23 protein-coding genes are annotated in these 18,999 nt (G+C 69.9%); 18 read left to right on the top strand and 5 right to left on the bottom strand.

What is annotated here, in order from left to right; genetic code table 11:
* Nucleotide 1: 1 nt before the first annotated feature.
* The 15 genes from rpmD to truA all read left to right on the top strand — a co-directional run bounded on the left by rpmD (nucleotide 2) and on the right by truA (nucleotide 10,004).
* The gene (gene rpmD / locus HDA43_RS11375; protein WP_068896549.1) at nucleotides 2-184 is read left to right on the top strand and encodes a 50S ribosomal protein L30; all 183 of its coding nucleotides are present in this window, start codon (nucleotides 2-4) and stop codon (nucleotides 182-184) included.
* A gap of 2 nt (nucleotides 185-186) precedes the next feature.
* On the top strand, nucleotides 187-642 hold the full coding sequence (rplO, locus tag HDA43_RS11370) for a 50S ribosomal protein L15 (RefSeq protein ID WP_179819681.1): 456 nt from the start codon (nucleotides 187-189) through the stop codon (nucleotides 640-642).
* A 177-nt stretch (nucleotides 643-819) separates the two neighbouring features.
* On the top strand, nucleotides 820-2,136 hold the full coding sequence (secY, locus tag HDA43_RS11365) for a preprotein translocase subunit SecY (protein WP_179819680.1): 1,317 nt from the start codon (nucleotides 820-822) through the stop codon (nucleotides 2,134-2,136).
* Nucleotides 2,136-2,786: an adenylate kinase gene (locus HDA43_RS11360; RefSeq protein WP_179819679.1), complete on the top strand. Its 651-nt coding sequence runs from the start codon at nucleotides 2,136-2,138 to the stop codon at nucleotides 2,784-2,786. Before secY ends, HDA43_RS11360 begins: the two co-directional genes overlap by 1 nt.
* 207 nt (nucleotides 2,787-2,993) lie before the next feature.
* Nucleotides 2,994-3,812 (top strand): type I methionyl aminopeptidase, encoded by an 819-nt coding sequence (gene map, locus HDA43_RS11355; RefSeq protein WP_179819678.1) that lies wholly within the window; start codon nucleotides 2,994-2,996, stop codon nucleotides 3,810-3,812.
* Between the two features lie 52 nt (nucleotides 3,813-3,864).
* Entirely contained in the window at nucleotides 3,865-4,296 is a 432-nt protein-coding gene (locus HDA43_RS11350) for a DUF1707 SHOCT-like domain-containing protein (RefSeq protein ID WP_246423957.1), read from the top strand.
* 245 nt (nucleotides 4,297-4,541) lie between these two features.
* The gene (locus tag HDA43_RS11345; RefSeq protein WP_179819676.1) at nucleotides 4,542-5,030 is read left to right on the top strand and encodes a hypothetical protein; all 489 of its coding nucleotides are present in this window, start codon (nucleotides 4,542-4,544) and stop codon (nucleotides 5,028-5,030) included.
* Between the two features lie 198 nt (nucleotides 5,031-5,228).
* A complete protein-coding gene (gene infA, locus HDA43_RS11340) occupies nucleotides 5,229-5,450 on the top strand; it encodes a translation initiation factor IF-1 (protein ID WP_012887858.1) in 222 nt (73 codons plus the stop codon).
* Nucleotides 5,451-5,474: 24 nt separating this feature from the next.
* Nucleotides 5,475-5,588 carry a 50S ribosomal protein L36 gene (rpmJ, locus tag HDA43_RS11335; RefSeq protein ID WP_003956441.1) on the top strand — a complete coding sequence of 38 codons (114 nt, stop codon included), beginning with the start codon at nucleotides 5,475-5,477 and terminating at the stop codon, nucleotides 5,586-5,588.
* A 216-nt stretch (nucleotides 5,589-5,804) separates the two neighbouring features.
* Entirely contained in the window at nucleotides 5,805-6,185 is a 381-nt protein-coding gene (gene rpsM, locus HDA43_RS11330; RefSeq protein WP_179819675.1) for a 30S ribosomal protein S13, read from the top strand.
* A 45-nt stretch (nucleotides 6,186-6,230) separates the two neighbouring features.
* A complete protein-coding gene (rpsK, locus tag HDA43_RS11325) occupies nucleotides 6,231-6,635 on the top strand; it encodes a 30S ribosomal protein S11 (RefSeq protein WP_020542285.1) in 405 nt (134 codons plus the stop codon).
* 20 nt (nucleotides 6,636-6,655) lie between these two features.
* Nucleotides 6,656-7,282, top strand: coding sequence for a 30S ribosomal protein S4 (gene rpsD, locus HDA43_RS11320; RefSeq protein ID WP_179819674.1), 627 nt, complete (start codon nucleotides 6,656-6,658; stop codon nucleotides 7,280-7,282).
* 100 nt (nucleotides 7,283-7,382) lie between these two features.
* On the top strand, nucleotides 7,383-8,399 hold the full coding sequence (locus HDA43_RS11315) for a DNA-directed RNA polymerase subunit alpha (RefSeq protein ID WP_179819673.1): 1,017 nt from the start codon (nucleotides 7,383-7,385) through the stop codon (nucleotides 8,397-8,399).
* A gap of 85 nt (nucleotides 8,400-8,484) precedes the next feature.
* Nucleotides 8,485-9,006: a 50S ribosomal protein L17 gene (gene rplQ, locus HDA43_RS11310; RefSeq protein WP_179819672.1), complete on the top strand. Its 522-nt coding sequence runs from the start codon at nucleotides 8,485-8,487 to the stop codon at nucleotides 9,004-9,006.
* 119 nt (nucleotides 9,007-9,125) lie between these two features.
* On the top strand, nucleotides 9,126-10,004 hold the full coding sequence (truA, locus tag HDA43_RS11305) for a tRNA pseudouridine(38-40) synthase TruA (protein WP_179819671.1): 879 nt from the start codon (nucleotides 9,126-9,128) through the stop codon (nucleotides 10,002-10,004).
* Here the strand turns inward: truA and HDA43_RS11300 are convergent.
* The 3 genes from HDA43_RS11300 to HDA43_RS11290 form a co-directional block, all read right to left on the bottom strand.
* Nucleotides 9,994-12,087, bottom strand: coding sequence for a hypothetical protein (locus tag HDA43_RS11300; RefSeq protein ID WP_179819670.1), 2,094 nt, complete (start codon nucleotides 12,085-12,087; stop codon nucleotides 9,994-9,996). The genes truA and HDA43_RS11300 overlap by 11 nt on opposite strands.
* Nucleotides 12,088-12,193: 106 nt before the next feature.
* On the bottom strand, nucleotides 12,194-13,432 hold the full coding sequence (locus tag HDA43_RS11295) for a hypothetical protein (RefSeq protein ID WP_179819669.1): 1,239 nt from the start codon (nucleotides 13,430-13,432) through the stop codon (nucleotides 12,194-12,196).
* Nucleotides 13,433-13,547: 115 nt separating this feature from the next.
* The gene (locus tag HDA43_RS11290; protein ID WP_179819668.1) at nucleotides 13,548-14,252 is read right to left on the bottom strand and encodes a CAP domain-containing protein; all 705 of its coding nucleotides are present in this window, start codon (nucleotides 14,250-14,252) and stop codon (nucleotides 13,548-13,550) included.
* A 410-nt stretch (nucleotides 14,253-14,662) separates the two neighbouring features.
* Between HDA43_RS11290 and rplM the strand changes: the two genes are divergently transcribed.
* From rplM to glmM, 3 genes are all read left to right on the top strand, one after another.
* Nucleotides 14,663-15,106: a 50S ribosomal protein L13 gene (gene rplM, locus HDA43_RS11285; protein WP_179819667.1), complete on the top strand. Its 444-nt coding sequence runs from the start codon at nucleotides 14,663-14,665 to the stop codon at nucleotides 15,104-15,106.
* A 71-nt stretch (nucleotides 15,107-15,177) separates the two neighbouring features.
* On the top strand, nucleotides 15,178-15,699 hold the full coding sequence (gene rpsI / locus HDA43_RS11280; RefSeq protein WP_179819666.1) for a 30S ribosomal protein S9: 522 nt from the start codon (nucleotides 15,178-15,180) through the stop codon (nucleotides 15,697-15,699).
* A 1-nt stretch (nucleotide 15,700) separates the two neighbouring features.
* A complete protein-coding gene (glmM, locus tag HDA43_RS11275; RefSeq protein ID WP_179819665.1) occupies nucleotides 15,701-17,056 on the top strand; it encodes a phosphoglucosamine mutase in 1,356 nt (451 codons plus the stop codon).
* Between the two features lie 73 nt (nucleotides 17,057-17,129).
* Here glmM and HDA43_RS11270 read toward each other — a convergent pair whose 3' ends face one another.
* Complete coding sequence (locus HDA43_RS11270; RefSeq protein ID WP_179819664.1) at nucleotides 17,130-17,597, bottom strand: hypothetical protein; 468 nt, start codon at nucleotides 17,595-17,597, stop codon at nucleotides 17,130-17,132.
* Nucleotides 17,598-17,599: 2 nt separating this feature from the next.
* A complete protein-coding gene (locus tag HDA43_RS11265; protein ID WP_179819663.1) occupies nucleotides 17,600-18,952 on the bottom strand; it encodes an AAA family ATPase in 1,353 nt (450 codons plus the stop codon).
* Between the last annotated feature and the right edge of the window lie 47 nt (nucleotides 18,953-18,999).

The following is an 18,999-nucleotide window of genomic DNA, read 5'->3' as shown; positions in this document are numbered from 1 at the left end:
GATGGCACGCCTGAAGATCACTCAGGTTCGCTCGAAGATCGGTGGCAAGCAGAACCAGCGTGACTCGCTGCGCTCGCTCGGTCTGAAGCGCATCGGCGATGTCGTCGTCAAGGAGGACCGCCCGGAGATCCGCGGCATGGTCTCCGTGGTGACGCACCTCGTCACCGTGGAAGAGGTCGACTAGACATGGCAGAGAACACTCCGCTCCGTATTCACCACCTGCGGCCGGCTCCCGGCGCCAACAAGTCGAAGGTCCGCAAGGGTCGCGGCGAGGCGTCCAAGGGCAAGACCGCGGGCCGTGGCACCAAGGGCACGCACGCCAGGACCACCAACACCCCCGGTTTCGAGGGTGGCAACGTTCCGCTCCAGCGTCGCCTGCCCAAGCTGAAGGGCTTCTCCAACGCCATGTTCAAGACGACCTACCAGGTCGTCAATCTGGACAGGCTCGGCGAGCTCTTCCCCGAGGGTGGCGACGTCACCATCGAGGCGCTGATCGCCAGGGGTGCGGTTCGCAAGAAGCAGCCGGTGAAGGTGCTCGGTACCGGCGACATCTCCGTGGCGTTGAACGTGCAGGCGCACGCCTTCTCCGCCAGCGCGAAGGAGAAGATCGCCGCTGCCGGTGGCTCCGTCTCCGAGCTGTAGGCATGGCATGACGTGGCGCGGGGGCTCATAATGGGCCCCCGCGCCCGTAGTGCGTTAGAGTTCGCTGGACAGTGGGCTTCGACTACTCACGCGGGCTCGTTGACTTGAGATAGTAAAGATGCGCCACCCCCGCACCATAGTTGACCGACCTCGCCTTTCAGGCGCGCAGGAGGGACCGTGCTGACCGCGTTTACCCGAGCGTTCCGTACGCCGGACCTGCGTAAGAAGCTGCTCTTCACACTGGGCATCATCGCGCTTTTCCGACTCGGCTCGGTTCTTCCGACCCCGGGTGTAAACAACGAGAACATCGCCCGATGCCTCCAGCAGGCGCAGGCCGGCGATTCCGGAAACATCTACGGCATGGTGCAGCTGTTCAGCGGTGGCGCCCTGCTGAAACTTTCAGTGTTCGCGCTGGGCATCATGCCCTACATCACCGCGAGCATCATCCTCCAGCTCCTCGTGGTGGTCATTCCCCGGCTGGAGGCCCTGAAGAAGGAGGGGCAGGCGGGGCAGTCGAAGATCACGCAGTACACGCGTTATCTGACGATCGGCCTGGCGATCCTGCAGTCCACCGCCTTCATCGCCCTCGCGCGCAGCGGGCAGCTGTTCCCGCAGTGCCGCGAGGAGATCCTCATCGACAAGGACAACATCTTCGCCATCATCACGATGGTGCTGACGATGACCGCCGGCACCGGCGTCATCATGTGGCTGGGTGAGCTCGTCACCGACCGCGGCGTCGGCAACGGCATGTCCATCCTGATCTTCACCCAGGTGATCGCGGTCTTCCCGGCCGAGCTGCTGAACATCGCCCGCCAGAAGGGCGCCTTCGTCTTCGCGGTGGTGATCATCACCGGTATCGCGATGATCGCCCTGGTGGTCATGGTCGAGCAGGCGCAACGCCGGGTTCCCGTGCAGTACGCCAAGCGAATGGTCGGCCGCCGGATGTACGGCGGGACCTCGACCTACATCCCCCTGAAGGTGAACCAGGCGGGCATCATCCCCGTCATCTTCGCCTCCTCGCTGCTGTATCTCCCGCAGCTGCTCACGACCCTCTTCAGCAACTCCGCGGAGGAGCCGAACCAGGTCGTCCAGTGGATCGAGCAGAACCTGGTGCGGGGCGACACCCCGGCGTACATGGCCACCTTCTTCGTGCTCATCGTCTTCTTCACCTACTTCTACGTGTCCATCACCTTCAACCCCGTTGAAGTGGCCGACAACATGAAGAAGTACGGTGGTTTCATCCCGGGCATCCGCCCGGGCCGGCCGACGGCTGAGTACCTGAACTATGTGCTCACGAGGCTGACCGCTCCCGGCGCGCTGTACCTGGGCCTGATCTCCATGGTGCCGATCGTCGCGCTCGCGGTCGTCGGTGCGAGTCAGAACTTCCCGTTCGGAGGAACGAGCATTCTGATCATGGTTGGTGTCGGTCTCGACACCGTGAAGCAGATCGAGAGCCAGCTCCAGCAGCGCAACTACGAAGGCTTCCTGAAGTAGTGCGTCTCGTCCTGGTCGGGCCCCCCGGAGCGGGTAAGGGGACGCAGGCCCAGTTCATCGCATCGAACCTGTCCATCCCGAAGATCTCGACAGGTGACATCTTCCGTGCCAACGTCTCGGGCGGCACGGAGCTCGGCAGGATTGCCAAGGAGTACATGGACCGCGGCGACCTCGTGCCCGACGAGGTGACGATCGCGATGGTCCGCGACCGCCTCTCGGAGAGCGACGCGCAGGACGGTTTCCTGCTCGACGGCTTCCCCAGGAACGTGCCCCAGGCCGAGATCCTGAAGAAGATGCTCTCGGAGTTCGGCGCGGCCCTCGACGTCGTCCTCGAACTCGTGGTCGACGACGAGGAGGTCGTGCGCAGGCTGGCGGGCCGCCGTACCTGCGGCCAGTGCGGCCGCATCTGGCACGTCGACTTCGACGACAAGAAGGACGACGTCTGCGACGTCTGCGGCGGCCGGCTGTACCAGCGCGAGGACGACTCCGAGGAGACCGTCCGCCACCGGCTGGAGGTCTACCAGGAGCAGACCGCCCCGCTCGTCTCCTTCTACGCCGACGAGAACCTCCTGGTCGGCGTGGACGCCACCGGTCCGGTGGAGGAGATCACCCAGCGCGCGATGGAGGCCCTGCGTCCCTTCGCCGACTAGCGGCCCGCCCAGGTCCCGGACCGGGAACGGCCCGGCTCGGGTCCCGTTCCCGGGGAACGACCCGCGGAGCCGGGGCCGGAAGTCCGGAGACATGTCATCCAGCACGCCACCCATGGAAACCCCACGGGTGGCGTGTTGTCATTTAGGGCAGAATCGGGGGAATTGGGCCCCTCGACCGCCCGTTGAACCACCCCAGGGGGTGCGCACGTGTTCAAGAAGAACAGGCACGGAATCCAGCTGAAGACGCCCGAGCAGCTGGAGAAGATGCGGGCGGCGGGCCTGGTGGTCGGCCGGACGCTGCAACTGCTCCGCGAGAGCGTCCAGCCGGGGATGACCCCGCTGGACCTCGACGGCATCGCGGAGAAGGCCATCAGGGACGAGGGCGCGATCCCCTCCTTCAAGGGCTACCAGGGCTTCCCGGCGACGATCTGCGCGTCGGTGAACGACGAGGTCGTCCACGGGATACCGAGCGACCGGCGCCCGCTGCGCGAGGGCGACATCATCTCGATCGACTGCGGGGCCATCCTCGACGGCTGGCACGGCGACTCCGCCGTCACGATCCCGGTGGGCGAGGTGGATCCCAAGCTGACCGAGCTGATGCGGGTCACCGAGGAGGCCATGTGGCGGGGCATCGCCGCGCTCACCGTCGGCCGCCACCTCTCCGACATCGGCCACGAGATCGAGAGGTACGTCCGTTCCCAGGGCCGCTACGGCATCCCCCAGGAGTACGGCGGGCACGGCATCGGCACCGAGATGCACATGGACCCGTGGGTCGCCAACCACGGCCGCCCGGGCCGGGGGCCGCGCTTCGAGGCGGGCATGTGCCTCGCCGTGGAGCCGATGCTGAACCTCGGCACCGACCGGACCAGGGTGCTGGCCGACGACTGGACCGTCGTGACCGTCGACGGAAAGGCCTCCGCGCACTTCGAACACAGCGTCGCGGTGACCGATAATGGTCCGTGGGTACTGACCGCCCTTGACGGGGGAAGAGAGCGGCTTGCCGACCTGTTGGGAGACGCGGGCTAGGCGATCTGCCCGCCGGTGAGCGGATGTGATGCCGATGGCGGTTGGTCCGGAGATGCGAGCCTCTGACGGAGACCGTGACAGGGTCGCCGCGGCGCTGAGGGAGCACTACGCGCAGGGCCGGCTCACCACGGAGGAGTTCGACGAGCGTCTGGAGCAGCTCTACACCAGCAAGACCTACGGCGAGCTGGCCCGGCTGACCTCCGACCTCCCCGACGTCGATCTGCGGAGCCTTCCCGAGCCCGTCTCCCGGCAGCCGGAGCGGAGCGGGAAGGCCAAGTCCGGCAAGGGGTCCGGCGACCTCAAGGAGGCGTGGCAGGCCTGGGCGGTGGTCGGCGCCGTCAACTGGGGGATCTGGTTCTTCGTCGGCCTGGTGAGCGGTCTCGACTTCGCCTATCCCTGGCCGCTGTGGGTGATGGGGCCGTGGGGCATGGTCCTGCTGGTCATCACGATGTTCTCCGGCTCGGGCCGCCGCCGGGATCCCTGACGGTCCCCCGGTGCCGGGCCCGGCACCGTACGGCCGGGCCGTGGCCGTACGAGACCCTCGTCTTCCGGAAAGGCCCTCCGGCGGTCCGCCGCCGGGGGGCCTTTCCGGCGTTGTGCGTGATCTTTACCCCCTGAGGATCTTGGTCACCGGGCGGCCGGGTACATGATCGCCATCGGTGGGCCGTGAGGTGGGGGTGGGCGATGGGGCCTGGTCGCGACGTCGCGACGTGCGTGAGAGTCCTCGGGATGTGCGCGGTCGTGTTCGTGCTCTCCGGTGGCGCCGCCGCGGGGGACGACGTGAGCGTCACCCCGTCCACGGCCCGCCCGGGACAGCTCGTGATCGTCTCCGTCGACCCGTGCGTCGCCCCCGCCGTCGCCTACTCCGCCGCCTTCGACAGCACCTCCGCCCGGCTCGGCGACCACGACGGCGCGATGTACGGCACCGCCCGCGTCAGCTTCGACACCACCCCCGGCTCCTACGTCGTCACGGTCCGCTGCGTCCGGGGCGGGCCGTACAACGGCACGTTCACGGTGGGCGCGCCGCTGCCCGCCGGGCACTCCGGCGGGGACCCGGACCGGGAGGCGGAGGCGGCGTCCGCCGTCCGGACGCTGTGGCTGTTCGGGGCGCTCGCCACCGTGGTGACGGTGCTGGGGACGGGGCTGACGCTGGCGATCGGCCGCCGGGCGCGCGGCGACCGCGAGACCCCGGCGGCGCAAGGGGACGGCCCGATCTGAGGTATCCTGGATAGCGGTTGTGTCAAGGTACCGGCCGTCTGTTTCGCATTTCATCGCCCGGTGCCGTACACTCCTTCTTCGGTTCACTATGACCATTGCGCGTCGGCGGTTCGCAACCGTCGCTCTCATCGAAGCGCGTGGTCGCGGCTGCTTAGTGTTCCGATGCCTCAGACGACCGATCAGTGAAACGCGAGGGCCATGGCCAAGAAAGACGGCGCCATCGAGATCGAGGGCACTGTGGTTGAGTCGCTCCCGAATGCGATGTTCCGGGTGCAGCTCGACAACGGCCACAAGGTCCTGGCCCACATCAGCGGGCGGATGCGAATGCACTACATCCGGATCCTTCCCGACGACCGGGTTGTCGTCGAACTGAGCCCCTACGACCTCAGTCGTGGGCGGATCGTCTACCGATACAAGTAAGCGTCTGAGGGACGAATTAGGACTATGAAGGTCAAGCCGAGCGTCAAGAAGATCTGCGACAAGTGCAAGGTGATCCGCCGGCACGGTCGCGTCATGGTGATCTGCGACAACCTGCGCCACAAGCAGCGCCAGGGCTAGTCGAAGAGCAAGGCCTTACATGAGTCCGCTCCACGTGGCGGACTCGTCCCATGTGGGGCCGAAGAAAGCAAGCGCGTCTCACACCCGTGCAGGCGGCCCTCACCGGGCCGGACCACGCGGGAGACCCCCGGTCGGAGGCCGGGGCCCTCGCCCCTGGGCATGGGGAGGGGCAGTGCGGCGCAGGACCTCCGCCACAACGAAGGAGAATGCCCGACCATGGCTCGCCTGGTTGGCGTCGACCTCCCCCGCGACAAGCGGCTGGAGATCGCTCTCACCTACATTTACGGAATCGGCCGCACCCGCGCGCTGGAGGCCCTCAAGGCCACCGGTGTGAGCGGCGACCTTCGCGTTCACCAGCTCACGGACGACGAGCTCGTCCCGCTGCGTGACTACATCGAGGCCAACTTCAAGATCGAAGGTGACCTCCGCCGCGAGGTCCAGGCCGACATCCGCCGCAAGATCGAGATTCAGTGCTACCAGGGCATCCGGCACCGCCGCGGCCTTCCCGTGCACGGTCAGCGCACGCAGACCAACGCGCGTACCCGCAAGGGCAAGAAGAAGACCGTCGCCGGCAAGAAGAAGCCCGGTAAGAAGTAGTCCGCGCAGCCGCAGGACCGAAGACCTCAGGAGTGAAGGCAAGCAATGCCTCCTAAGAGCCGCCAGGGCGCGCCCAAGAAGGTGCGTCGCAAGGAGAAGAAGAACGTCGCTCATGGGCACGCCCACATCAAGAGCACGTTCAACAACACGATCGTCTCGATCACCGACCCGAACGGGAACGTGATCTCCTGGGCCAGCGCCGGCCACGTCGGGTTCAAGGGCTCTCGTAAGTCCACCCCGTTCGCCGCCCAGATGGCCGCTGAGAACGCCGCCCGCCGCGCCATGGAGCACGGCATGCGCAAGGTCGACGTCTTCGTCAAGGGCCCCGGCTCCGGCCGTGAGACCGCGATCCGCTCGCTGCAGGCGACCGGGCTCGAGGTCGGGTCCATCCAGGACGTCACCCCCGTGCCGCACAACGGCTGCCGTCCGCCCAAGCGCCGTCGCGTCTGACGCCCAGGAGAAGATAGAAAATGGCTCGTTACACGGGTGCGGACTGCAAGCTCTGCCGCAGGGAGAAGACCAAGCTCTTCCTCAAGGGCAAGAAGTGCGAGTCCGCGAAGTGCCCCATCGAGATCCGTCCTTACCCGCCGGGTGAGCACGGCCGCGGCCGTCCGAAGGAGTCTGAGTACCAGCTCCAGCTTCGTGAGAAGCAGAAGACCCGCCGCATCTACGGCATCCTCGAGAAGCAGTTCCGCAACTACTACGAGGAAGCCAACCGCAAGGGCGGCAAGACCGGCGAGAACCTCCTCCAGATCCTGGAGAGCCGTCTCGACAACGTGGTCTACCGCGCCGGCTTCGCCGAGTCCCGCGACGCCGCCCGCCAGCAGGTGCGCCACGGCCACTTCCTGGTGAACGGCAAGAAGGTCGACATCCCGTCGTACCGCGTTCGCGAGCACGACATCGTCGAGGTGCGGGAGCGTTCGCGCAACCTCCTGCCCTACGAGGTCGCCCGCGCCACCGCCGGTGACCGTACCTTCCCGGCCTGGCTGGGTGTGGCCCCCGAGGCCATGCGCATCCTGGTCCACCAGCTCCCGGTCCGTCAGCAGATCGACACGCAGGTCCAGGAGCAGCTGATCGTCGAGCTCTACTCCAAGTAGCGCTCACGCGGGTGCCGTACGGCTGAGCCGTACGGCACCTATGCTGTTTGTAGCGAGCGACGTCAAATAGCGGGCGTCGCCATCCAGGGGGAGAACCCACATGCTGATCGCTCAGCGTCCCACCCTCCTCGAGGAGTCCCTCGAGGAGACCCGCTCCAAGTTCGTCATCGAGCCGCTGGAGCCGGGCTTCGGCTACACCATCGGCAACTCGCTGCGCCGCACGCTGCTGTCGTCCATCCCGGGCGCGGCCGTGACGAGCATCCGCATCGAGGGCGTGCTGCACGAGTTCTCGACCGTCCCGGGGGTCAAGGAGGATGTCACCGACATCATCCTGAACCTCAAGGAGCTGGTCGTGTCCTCCGAGCACGACGAGCCGGTCGTGATGTACCTGCGCAAGCAGGGCCCCGGTGACGTCACCGCCGCCGACATCGCGCCCCCCGCGGGCGTCGAGGTGCACAACCCCGAGCTGCGCATCGCCACCCTGAACGGCAAGGCGAAGCTGGAGATGGAGCTGACCGTCGAGCGCGGTCGCGGCTACGTCTCCGCCGCGCAGAACAAGCAGCCGGGCCAGGAGATCGGCCGTATTCCGATCGACTCCATCTACTCCCCGGTGCTCAAGGTCACCTACAAGGTCGAGGCGACCCGTGTCGAGCAGCGCACCGACTTCGACCGTCTGATCCTGGACGTCGAGACCAAGCCGTGCATGAAGCCCCGCGACGCGGTGGCCTCGGCCGGCAAGACCCTCGTCGAGCTGTTCGGCCTCGCCCGCGAGCTGAACGTCGAGGCCGAGGGCATCGACATCGGCCCGTCGCCGACGGACGCGGCCCTGGCCGCCGACCTGGCGCTGCCGATCGAGGAGCTGAACCTCACGGTCCGCTCCTACAACTGCCTCAAGCGCGAGGGCATCCACACCGTGGGTGAGCTCGTGGCCCGCAGCGAGCAGGACCTGCTGGACATCCGCAACTTCGGTGCGAAGTCCATCGAGGAGGTCAAGCAGAAGCTGCACGAGATGTCGCTCGCGCTCAAGGACTCCCCGCCCGGGTTCGACCCGACCGCGGTGGCCGGCGGCGGCTACGACGACGACGACAGCGCGTACGTCGAGACCGAGCAGTACTGAGTTTCATCATCGGGGGTCCTAGGACCCGCCGGCCCGACCCCGGTACCTCGTACGGCCGGGGCGGGTTAACTACAAGGAGATCGAAATGCCTCAGCCCACCAAGGGTGCCCGTCTCGGTGGAAGCCCTGCTCACGAGCGGCTGATCCTGTCGAACCTGGCCACCCAGCTGTTCCAGCACGGCCGGATCACCACCACGGTCGCCAAGGCCAAGCGGCTTCGCCCGCTGGCCGAGCGGCTGATCACCAAGGCGAAGAAGGGCGACATCCACAACCGTCGCCAGGTGATGACCGTCGTCCGCGACAAGGGCGTCGTCCACCACCTGTTCACGGAGATCGCCCCGACCTTCGCCGAGCGTCCCGGTGGCTACACCCGGATCACCAAGATCGGTAACCGCAAGGGCGACGCCGCCCCGATGGCCGTCATCGAGCTGGTGTCCGAGCCGCTGAACACGGTCCGCACCACCACGGCTCCGGCCGCCCCGGCCCCGAAGGCCGAGGAGACCGAGGCCCCCAAGGCTGAGGAGACCCCGGCCGCCGAGGCTCCGGCCGAGGAGACCGCCGAGGCCCCGAAGGCCGAGGAGGCCGAGGCCAAGAAGGACGAAGCCTGATCCGTCAGGCCCGCTGAACGGGCCCGGCATCCCCTTTCGCGGGTGCCGGGCCCGTTCCGCGTTCAAGGGCTCCGCGTCAGGGGTTCTGAGCTCAAAGCGCGCTTCATGGGAGGAACATCGTGGTACGGCTGCGCCTGGACCTCGCCTACGACGGCACCGACTTCTCCGGCTGGGCCAGGCAGCCGGGGCGGCGGACGGTCCAGGGTGAGATCGAGGAGGCGCTCGGGAAGGTCCTCAGGGTCCCCGAGCCGCCGGCGCTGACCGTGGCCGGCCGGACCGACGCGGGGGTCCACGCCCGGGGCCAGGTGGCGCACGTGGACGTGGACGCCGGGACGCTGGGCGCGCTGGACAGCCGGCATCGCCGGACCGAGCCCCTCCCCGGCCTCGAAACGGCGGAGGGCGTCGCCGTACGGCTTCCCGTGCTGGGCCGCAGGCTCACCGGGGTCCTGCCGCCGGACGTCAGGGTGTACGGCGTCACGGTGGCCCCGGAGGGCTTCGACGCGCGGTTCTCCGCGGTGTCCCGCCGCTACGCCTACCGGGTCTGCGACGCGCCCGGCGGGGTGGATCCGCTCCGGCGCCACGAGGTCATCTGGTACGGCCGGCCCCTCGACCTCGGCAGGCTGAACGAGGCGGCGCGGACCCTGCTCGGCGAGCACGACTTCGCCGCGTTCTGCAAGAAACGCGAGGGCGCCACCACGATCCGCGAGCTGCAGCGGCTCGACTGGGTGCGGGAGGGCGACGTCCTGGTGGCCACCGTGGTGGCCGACGCGTTCTGCCACTCGATGGTCCGCGCGCTCATCGGGGCGCTGCTGCCCGTCGGCGAGGGCCGCCTGCCGGTGGACTGGCCGGGCGGGGTGCTGACCCGGGCCGTGCGCGACTCCGGAGTGCGCGTCGCGCCGGCGCACGGCCTGTGCCTGGAGGAGGTGCGCTACCCCGAGCCCGGGGAGCTGGCCCGGCGGGCCAAAGAGACCCGCCGGGTGCGCACGCTCAGTCGGTGACGGCCGCGCCGCCGGTCTGACCCGCCTGCCCGGCCACCGCGCGCTTCTCGACGGCCTTGGCGGTCTGGTCGCGGAAGGCCCCGCTGACCCTGCCGAGGACCTTCTCCTTGGCCGCCGGGGTGTGGCCGTCGCTGAAGGTGGCGTAGCTGAAGACGATGTAGCGGCCCCACACCATCCCCGACGCGTAGCCGCCGGCGATGCTCACGCGCTCGGCCCCGGAGCCGGCGGACCCGGGCAGGCCGCGGAACCACAGGTTGCTGCCGAGGTTCTTCTCCTGGTCGGCCGCGATGGCCGACGCCCGGTCAGGCAGTATGGCGATCCCGGTGGTCACGGCGTACTTCCGCTTCTTGTCCACGTACGTCGCCCGCAGCACCTGACGGCAGTCGCGGTTGCTCAGCGCGCTGGCGAACTTCCCGGCCGCCGCCTCCTGGCACTGCTTGGTGACGTCGGTCCTGACCCGGACGAAGGTGGCCGAGCCCACGGTGACCTTCTTGGTGAAGGCGTCCTTCACGGTCATCCTGCCGGGGTCGGTCTTCTCCGAGTTGATCACCTGGGTGTCGGTCAGCTTCGGTTCTTCCGCGGCCGCCGGGTCGTCCGTGGGCCCGGCCTCCCCGGTGGTGGGGACCGGTTCGGCCACGGCCGGCGGCTTCGGGTCGTCGGAGGACCGCTGGACGAGGACGACGCCGGTGCCGACGCCGGCCGCCAGGACCACCGCCGCGGCCGCCAGGATCACGACCCGGTTCCGCCGGGCGGAGGGGGGCGCGGTGGACGGCGCGGGCGGGGCGGGCGCCACCGCCGAGGGTGGGGTGAAGGGGCCGCGCTCCTGCGCGACCGCCTGCATCGGGACGGGCGGCTGGGCCGCCTGCGACGCGGGGATGGGCGGGAAGAGCGGAGGCAGCTCCGGTATGCCGCCCGGCGGGGTCGCCTCCTCGGCCGGCGCCGGGCCGGGGGGCGCGGGGGAGGCGGCCTCCGCGGTCCCGGGGGCCGCCGCGCCCTCGCGTGCCGGGCCCGGCGTGCCGGGCCGGGCCTGTCCGGCGGGCGCCTGCGCGGCCGCGTCCGGTACGGCGGGAGCCGCGGGGAGGGAACCGGGAGAACCGGGGGCGGCCGTTCCGGCGTGCGCGGCCGGGTCCCCCGGTGCGGGCCCGTCCTGCGCCGTACCGGCGGGAGCGGCGGGCCGCTCCGTGGCGGCCGGACGGCCGGGCCCGGCCGTACCGGCGGGATCGCCCCCGGGGCCGCCCGCGCCGGGCGGCCGTACGGCGGCGTCACCTGACTCGCCGGGACGGCCCGCGGCGTCGTCGTGCTCGGTCCAGACCGGTTCGCCGGTGGCGGCCGGCCACCTCGGGGCGTCGTGGGCCCCGGGTTCGGTGGAGGGCCAGACCTGCATCCCGGCGGCGGCGGCGGTGAAGGCCGGCGGCGGCTGCCAGGGCGGGGCCCCCGGCACGATCGGCGCGGTGGTCAGCGGGACGGGGCCGCCGGGCCCGTCGCCCGGACCGCCGGGCCGGCCCGGCGCGCCCGGCGGGGCCGGTGGACCCGCCCAGGCGGGGCCGGACGGGGAGGGAGCGGACCCGCCCGGTCCCACCGGCGGGGCCCACGGCGGCGAGGAGGGGCCCTGAGGGGCCTGGGGGGCCTGGGGGGCCGCCGCCCACGGCGGCGCCCCGGATCCGGCGCCCTGAGCGCCCTGAGCGTCCTGGGGGCCCTGGGGGCTCTGCGGGGCCGCGGGGCCCGCCCAGGGCGGGCCGGAGTGCTCCGGCGGCACGGACGCCCCCGGCTGGGGGGCGCCGCGCCGCGAGGCGGGGGGCTGTGGAGGCTGGGAGGGCTGTGGGGTCGACACCTCGTCGTCGGGGTCGGCGTACCAGTCGTAGGGGGCACCGTCGTCGGGGACCGTCCACGGCTGGGCCGCGCCCGGAGCCCGCTCCGGCCACGCCGAGGGGTCGCGGGACTGGTCGTAGGGCTGGTCGTCACCTGAGGGGGCGGTCCGCTGCACCGGCGGCGAAGGCTGGCCGAAACTCGGCGGCGGCGTCGTCGGTGCGGCCGAACGTTCGGCTTCGCGTTCGTGCTCGGACCCGGATTCCTGGCCACGCATACGGGGAAGCGTAGCGATAGCCGCAAGATCGTCAGGCGGGTATGGACGTCCGCGCCCTTTCCGGCCCGCCCGTTTCCGGGCCGGAAACGGGCGGACGGGCGCTCTGTCAGGGGCGCTTCCCGGTCAGCGAGCGCGCCTCCAGAACGGGGGTGACGGTCGCGTCGACGGCCCCGAAGGCCGCCTGGTTCAACTTCTTGACCTCGGTCTTCTTCGGCAGGTGCCCGTCCTTGTACTGGAACCAGATCAGCACGGCGTAGTGGCCGTGGGCCCATCCGCCGGCGAACGCCTCGCCGCTGCCGAGAGATTTGGTGACTTTGTCCTTACCGGGCAGCGCCTTGAGATACTCCTCCAGGGACTTGCCCCGCACCGTGGAGACGACCTTGGACGCCGCGGCCGACGTCTTGAGGTTGGCGACCCCGACGGTGCCGATGATCTTCCCCGAGGAGTCGCGGAAGCTGGCCCGCAGCAGCTGGGTGCACTTGCCGTCGGTGAGCGCCTTCTGCAGCTTGTCGCCCACCACGGCGTCCTTGCACTTGGTGTCGTTCCTGCGGACGGTCATCTCGAACCGCTGGCCGCCGTGGGCGACCTTCTTCCGCTTGAACACCTCGTTGAGGGTGAGCCTGCTGGGATCGGTGGCCCGCGAGGCGGCGAACCCGAACTTGCCGCCCGGCGCGTCGGGCAGCTGCGCGCCGGAGGTCCGGGCCGGCGGGCTCGCGGTGGCGGCCGGCGGGACGTCGTCGGAGCCGGCGAGGGCCGCCAGGCCGAACCCCGCGGCGACCAGTACGGCCAGTCCGGCCCCGATGAAGATGAACGGCCGGTAGGAGCGGGGGCCCTCGTCATAGGGGCTCCACGCCTGACGCGGACGCTTCGACGCCCCGGCCCGCTCATCGGCGCGCGACGCCCCCGCGGGCGGTCGGGGGTCCCGCTCGTACGGCGCGGCGCCGTGCCGGGCGCCCTCCCCGGGGGAGGCGGCTCCGTGGCGTTCCGGCGCGCCGTACGGCCGTCCCGACTCGTCGCGGGGTCCGGAGGGGTCGCTCGGGGGCTCGAACGCGTCGCGCGGCTCCCGCGGATAGGGCGGCTCGGACGCGGGGTTCCGCTCGCGCGCGTACGGCGGCTCGGGCATGCGGTAGGGCTGCTGCGCGGACGTGCCGCCGGGTTCCGAGGGGTCGTACGGCTGTTCGTGCGGCCTGCCCGGCGAGGCGAACCAACCGCCGTCACCGGCGGGTGGGCCTCCGGGCCGGTCGTGCGACGCGGGCCCGGGCGGGCGCTCACCGCGCGAGGGCGGTGTCGGCGCGTCGGGCAGGACGTACGGCTGGCGGCGCGGCGGTTCACCGGGAAAACCCATGCGCCGAGACTAGGCCATGTGCTGCGGATCTTCCGCCCGCCGGAGGCCCGCCCGCGCGGATCGGTCCGGGACCCCGCCGGGGGGCCCGCCCCGCGCGGCGCGGCCTGGGCGCGGTCTAGCTGTAGCCGAAATCCTGCGTCCACCAGGGGCCGTCCGGGCCCTCGGCGAGGCCGACGCCGGTGGCGGCGAGCCTGCAGTCGAGGATGTTGCGCCGGTGGCCGGGGTTGGCCATCCAGTTGCGGACCGTCTCGGCGGCGGTGAAGTAGCCGCGGCCGATGTTCTCGGCGCCCCCGTCGCGGTAACGGACCGCCTCCATCCGCTTCCAGGGCGAGGCGCCGTCGGGGGAGTTGTGGGAGAAGAGTCCGCTGGTCGCCATCTCGGTGGAATGGGCCCGGGCCGATCTGACCAGCCGCGAGTCGATCCGCAGCGGCGCGCAGCCGGCCCGTCTGCGCTCGGCGTTGGTCAGCCGGACGACCTCGCGCTCCATCGTGCTCAGGGACGTCATGACCCGGGTCGTGCCCGTGCCGTCGCCGTTGAGGTAGCGGGGGGCGTCGTCGGTGGGGTCGGTGAGGGGGTGGCGGGGACCCCTGCTGGCGCGCGTGGTCGGCTGCGGCGACGGTGTCACGGGGGCGGTGGGGCGCACGACCCGGGCGAGCGGGGCCCGGCCGGCCAAGCCCTCCGGTCCGGAGGCCGAGGGGGAGGGTCGCGCCGGGTCGGAGTTGTTCAGGTACACCTGGCCGGTGGTCGTCACCTCGCGGCTGTTCCTGCCGAGCAGGAAACCCAGCAGCAGCACGAGGGTCAGGCATGCGAACAGCCCCATGCGGCGAAGGCTGGACCGATGGGTGCGCCGGGGGTGAGGGAACTGCCACATACCGCTGTCAAAGATAGAGATGTTTCGGAAGAGGAAGAAGAGAATGCCCGGAACGTAGCGGAACCGTTCTGCGGGCCCGGGCGCGCCGATCCCGGAGCAGTCGCCGGTCATGGGTACACTGGTCACAGGCATCGGCGTGCGGCCGGGTCTTTTTGACCCATGTCCTCCACCGCCGGTATCCTCTTAGTTCGTTGTGTGCGAATTGGTCTCCTCCATCAAGACCGATACGCGGCGCGTCCGGCGTCATCTCCTGAGGATTGGGAGACGGAAGGTCCGGGCTGTCGTGTGCCCGCACCTACCGACCAAGCCGCTGTCGTTTCCGACAGTCCCGAAGACGCGAGCAAAGAAGGCATACGACCGTGCGCACGTACACACCCAAGCCTGCTGAAGTCGAGCGTCAGTGGCACATCATCGATGCCACCGACATCGTGCTCGGCCGGCTGGCAAGCCACGTCGCGATCCTGCTTCGCGGTAAGCACAAGCCGACCTTCGCCAACCACGTCGACACCGGTGACTTCGTCATCGTCATCAACGCCGACAAGGTCGCGCTGACCGGCAACAAGCTGGAGCAGAAGAAGGCTTACCGTCACTCGGGCTATCCCGGTGGTCTGCGTTCCATGACCTACGGCGAGCTCATGGACAAGCGTCCTGACCGCGCCGTCGAGAAGGCCGTGCGGGGCATGCTGCCCAAGAACGCCCTCGGCCGAAAGATGATCAAGAAGCTCAAGGTCTACTCCGGCTCCGAGCACCCGCACCAGGCCCAGAGGCCGGTGCCGTTCGAGCTGACCCAGATCGCCCAGTAGTCGCCCAGCTGCTTATCGCCAGCAGCGTCGGCCCGATGGCCGGCGCCAAGTAGGAAAGTAAGAGGAGAACCGTGGCTGAGCCCACCGGTGTCGAGACGCCCATCGAGGGCGAGCAGGAAGCTTATCTGTCGGAGGAGTTCCCCTCCGAGTACACCACCGAGTCCGTTGCCGGCGGCGAGGCCGCCGTTCGCAAGCCCATCACGACGGGCAACTCCTACGGCACCGGCCGCCGCAAGGAGGCCGTCGCCCGCGTCCGCATCGTGCCGGGCACCGGCAAGTGGACGATCAACGGCCGTCCGCTGGACGTCTACTTCCCGAACAAGGTCCACCAGCAGATCGTCAACGAGCCCTTCGTGACGCTCGGCGCCGAGGACCAGTTCGACGTCATCGCCCGCATCGACGGCGGCGGCGTGACCGGCCAGGCCGGTGCCCTGCGCATGGGTCTCTCCCGCGCGCTGGCCACGCTGGACGTCGAGGTCAACCGCCCGCCGCTGAAGAAGGCCGGCTTCCTGACCCGTGACGCCCGCGCCACCGAGCGCAAGAAGTACGGTCTCAAGAAGGCCCGCAAGGCTCCGCAGTACAGCAAGCGTTAAGTTGGGGCGCCTCTTCGGCACCGACGGGGTCCGTGGGGTCGCGGGGAGCGACCTCACGGCCGAGCTGGCCATGGAGTTGTCCGTGGCCGCGGCTCATGTCCTCGGCGATGCCGGAGCGTTCAACGCCGGTACGGGGCGGCACGACCGCCCCGTCGCGGTCGTGGGCCGGGACCCGCGGGCTTCAGGAGAGTTCCTGGAGGCCGCCGTGGTCGCCGGCCTTGCGTCGTCCGGCGTGGACGTCCTCCGGCTCGGCGTGCTGCCCACCCCGGCGGTCGCTTACCTCACCACGGCTCTCGGAGCCGACACGGGCGTGATGATCACCGCCTCCCACAACCCCGCCCCCGACAACGGGATCAAGTTCCTCACCCGCACCGGTCACAAGCTGCCCGACGCGGTGGAGAACGAGATCGAGCGGCGGCTCGGCGAGAAGTGGGACCGCCCGGTCGGTGCCGCGGTCGGCCGCGTGCGCGAGGCGTACGGCGAGGCCGATCGTTACGTGTCCCACCTGCTGTCCACCATGACGGGCCGCCTGGACGGCCTGCGGGTGGTCATCGACTGCGCCAACGGCGCGGCCCACGTGGTCGCCCCCGAGGCCCTGCGGAGGGCCGGCGCGACGGTCGAGACCATCGGCGCGAGCCCGGACGGCCTCAACATCAACTCCGGGGTCGGCTCGACCCACCTGGAGCGGCTCCAGGAGGCCGTGGTCTCCGGCGGGGCCGACGTCGGCATCGCCTACGACGGTGACGCCGACCGCTGCCTGGCGGTCGCGCACACCGGCGAGGTGATCGACGGCGACCAGATCATGGCGGTGCTCGCCCTGGCGCTGCGCGCCGAGGGCAGGCTGGCGGCCGACACCGTGGTCGCCACGGTCATGTCCAACCTGGGCTTCAAGATCGCCATGCGGAACGCCGGCATCGAGGTGATCGAGACCGCCGTGGGCGACCGCTACGTGCTGGAGGCCATGAAGGCGGGCGGCTACAACCTCGGCGGCGAGCAGTCCGGCCATGTCCTGATGCTCGACCACGCCACCACCGGCGACGGCGTGCTGACCTCCCTCCAGCTGCTGCAGGTGGTCGCCCGCGAGGGCAGGCCGCTGGCCGAGATCGCCTCGGTGATGACCCGGATGCCGCAGGTCCTGATCAACGTCAAGGACGTCGACCGGGCCAAGGCCTCGGTTCCGGAGCTGTCGGCGGCGGTCGCCGTGGCGGAGTCCGAGCTCGGTGAGACCGGCCGGGTGCTGATCCGGCCGAGCGGCACCGAGCCGATGATCCGCGTCATGGTCGAGGCCGCCTCGGCGGAGCAGGCCGAGCTGATGGCGGGCCGCCTGGCCGAGGTCGTCCGCACGGCCTGCGCCTGACCTCCGTACGGCCCGCAGCCCGAACGAAAGGGGGCATGACCCGCGTGTCACACGCGGGCCATGCCCCCTTTCGTCATGAGTGGGAGTGAAGCTGGCCGTCGAGCGTCCAGATGCCGACCTCCACCCCGGTCACCCTGCTCCGGTAGAGCTCCCGCTCCGTGAGAATGCAGAGGTCTCCGAGGCCGAGCTTCGCCATCACGTGATCGGAGAACGGTATCCCGGTGCCGGCTCCGGCGAGGAGCCGTCGAAGGAAGCCCTCCCCCCACTCGACGGTGTGCAGGACCCAGGGCGCCTGGCCGGTGATGACCAGTTCGAGGAACTGCTGAAGCTTCTCGGCACGGTCCCTGCGAATCCGGCCGTCCGGGAGCTGAGCGATGTGGTTGCCCGTCTCGATCACCGCGGTGACGGGCAGGATGAGGTCGCAATCCCTCTTCTCCTCCCGCCACTGCCGTACCACGTTCTCCCGGCTCTGGTTCTTACCGGGAATGTCGAGGATGTTGCAGAGCACCGACGTGTCGACGAACTCCACCCTGCGTCTCACCGTCAGCCGATTCCCATCAGCCGGTCGAACTCGGTGAAGTCGCGTTCGCGGGCGGGAGGCCGCTCCAGGAGGCCGGAGGTGACGACCGTGCCGAGATCGCCCTGGGCCATCAGGCTGGGATACCCCTCCATCTGCGGAAGCCTCCGGAGATGGGAGAGGCCGGTGTCGCGATCACGGGAGCAGACGACGACATGTTCGTGATCGTCCGCGTTCAGGGCGGAGAGCAAGGCGGGGCTGTGCGTGGTGAAGATCACTTGTGAGGCGTCCTCCTGTGTGGCCTGCCTGACCAGATCGAGTATCTGACTGGCTTGCGAGGGGTGCAGGCCGTTCTCCAACTCCTCGATGACCAGAGTCGGGAATCTGCGGTCATCCTCCGCGCCGCGTACACCGAGGTCGAGGTCCCGTCCCTGGCGGAGCAGGCTCGTGGCGATCGCGGTGAACCTCAGCAGACCGTCGCTCATCTCCCTGGCCGGAGTGACCGCTCCGTCCTCACGCAGGGCCACCATGACGTCGTTGAGCTGGGAACGGATGACCTCGATCCTGGTCGCGTCGTGCTCGACGAGATCGCGTACGCGGGTGACGAGCTGCCGGAACCGATCGGGGTCGTGCCGCTCCATGTGACCGATCACGGCGGAGAGGTTCTCCGCGGTCCTCCGCAGCCGCATGTCACGGCTGGGAACGTACTGCCGCATCAGATGGGGTACGGGGTCCAGGTGGAAGACCCCGCGAAGCGCCTCCAGGACGTCCTCTGCCGCGGCGACCACCCGGCGCTCGGCCTCCGTCTCGCCCGGGAGCCGCAGCGGAAGCTGGCTGGTGAGCAGACGCGTGGAGCGGAACGACGCCTTCGGGTCCCGGCCTGGACGGCCGTTGTACCAGGTGGCGTCGATGCCGCCGGACCCCGGCTGGGCGTCCGCCGTTCTTAGCAGGTCATGGATCATCCGGCCCTGAGGGTTTCGCGTCGAGCGGTGGTCTTCCGAAATGCCGACGAGTGTCTCGCCGAGGATCTCCGGTTCCGGATGAACCTGGACGGTGACGTCGAGGAGGACCTGGAAATATCCCCTGTCCAGCCGATCCGTCGAAATGAGGGTGCAGCCCAGTCGGAATCTGTCACTTCCGTGGGGCGGGCATCCTTCCATGCCTCCTCGCAGCGGACCCTCATCGCCTCGCCTGCTGTCGAGCGCGTCGACGAGGTCCGCTCCGGACGCCAGGCGGGACAGCACCTCCAGACCGTCCAGCGCATTCGACTTCCCGCTGCTGTTGCGACCGATGAGCGTCGTCATGCCGCCCAGGGGGAGCGTCGCGTCACGGAAGGTCTTGAACTCGGTGAGACGCAGCTCCGTCAGGCGAGACCTCATACCTGAACGGTACATGCGCGCCCCTCGCCGGGGCGCGCATGCTACCG

The sequence above is a fragment of the Streptosporangium sandarakinum genome, from assembly GCF_013409935.1.
GTDB classification, from domain to species: domain Bacteria; phylum Actinomycetota; class Actinomycetes; order Streptosporangiales; family Streptosporangiaceae; genus Streptosporangium; species Streptosporangium nondiastaticum.
The sequence above is the reverse complement of the archived record's forward strand: the minus strand, read 5'-3'. Positions and strand labels throughout refer to the sequence as shown.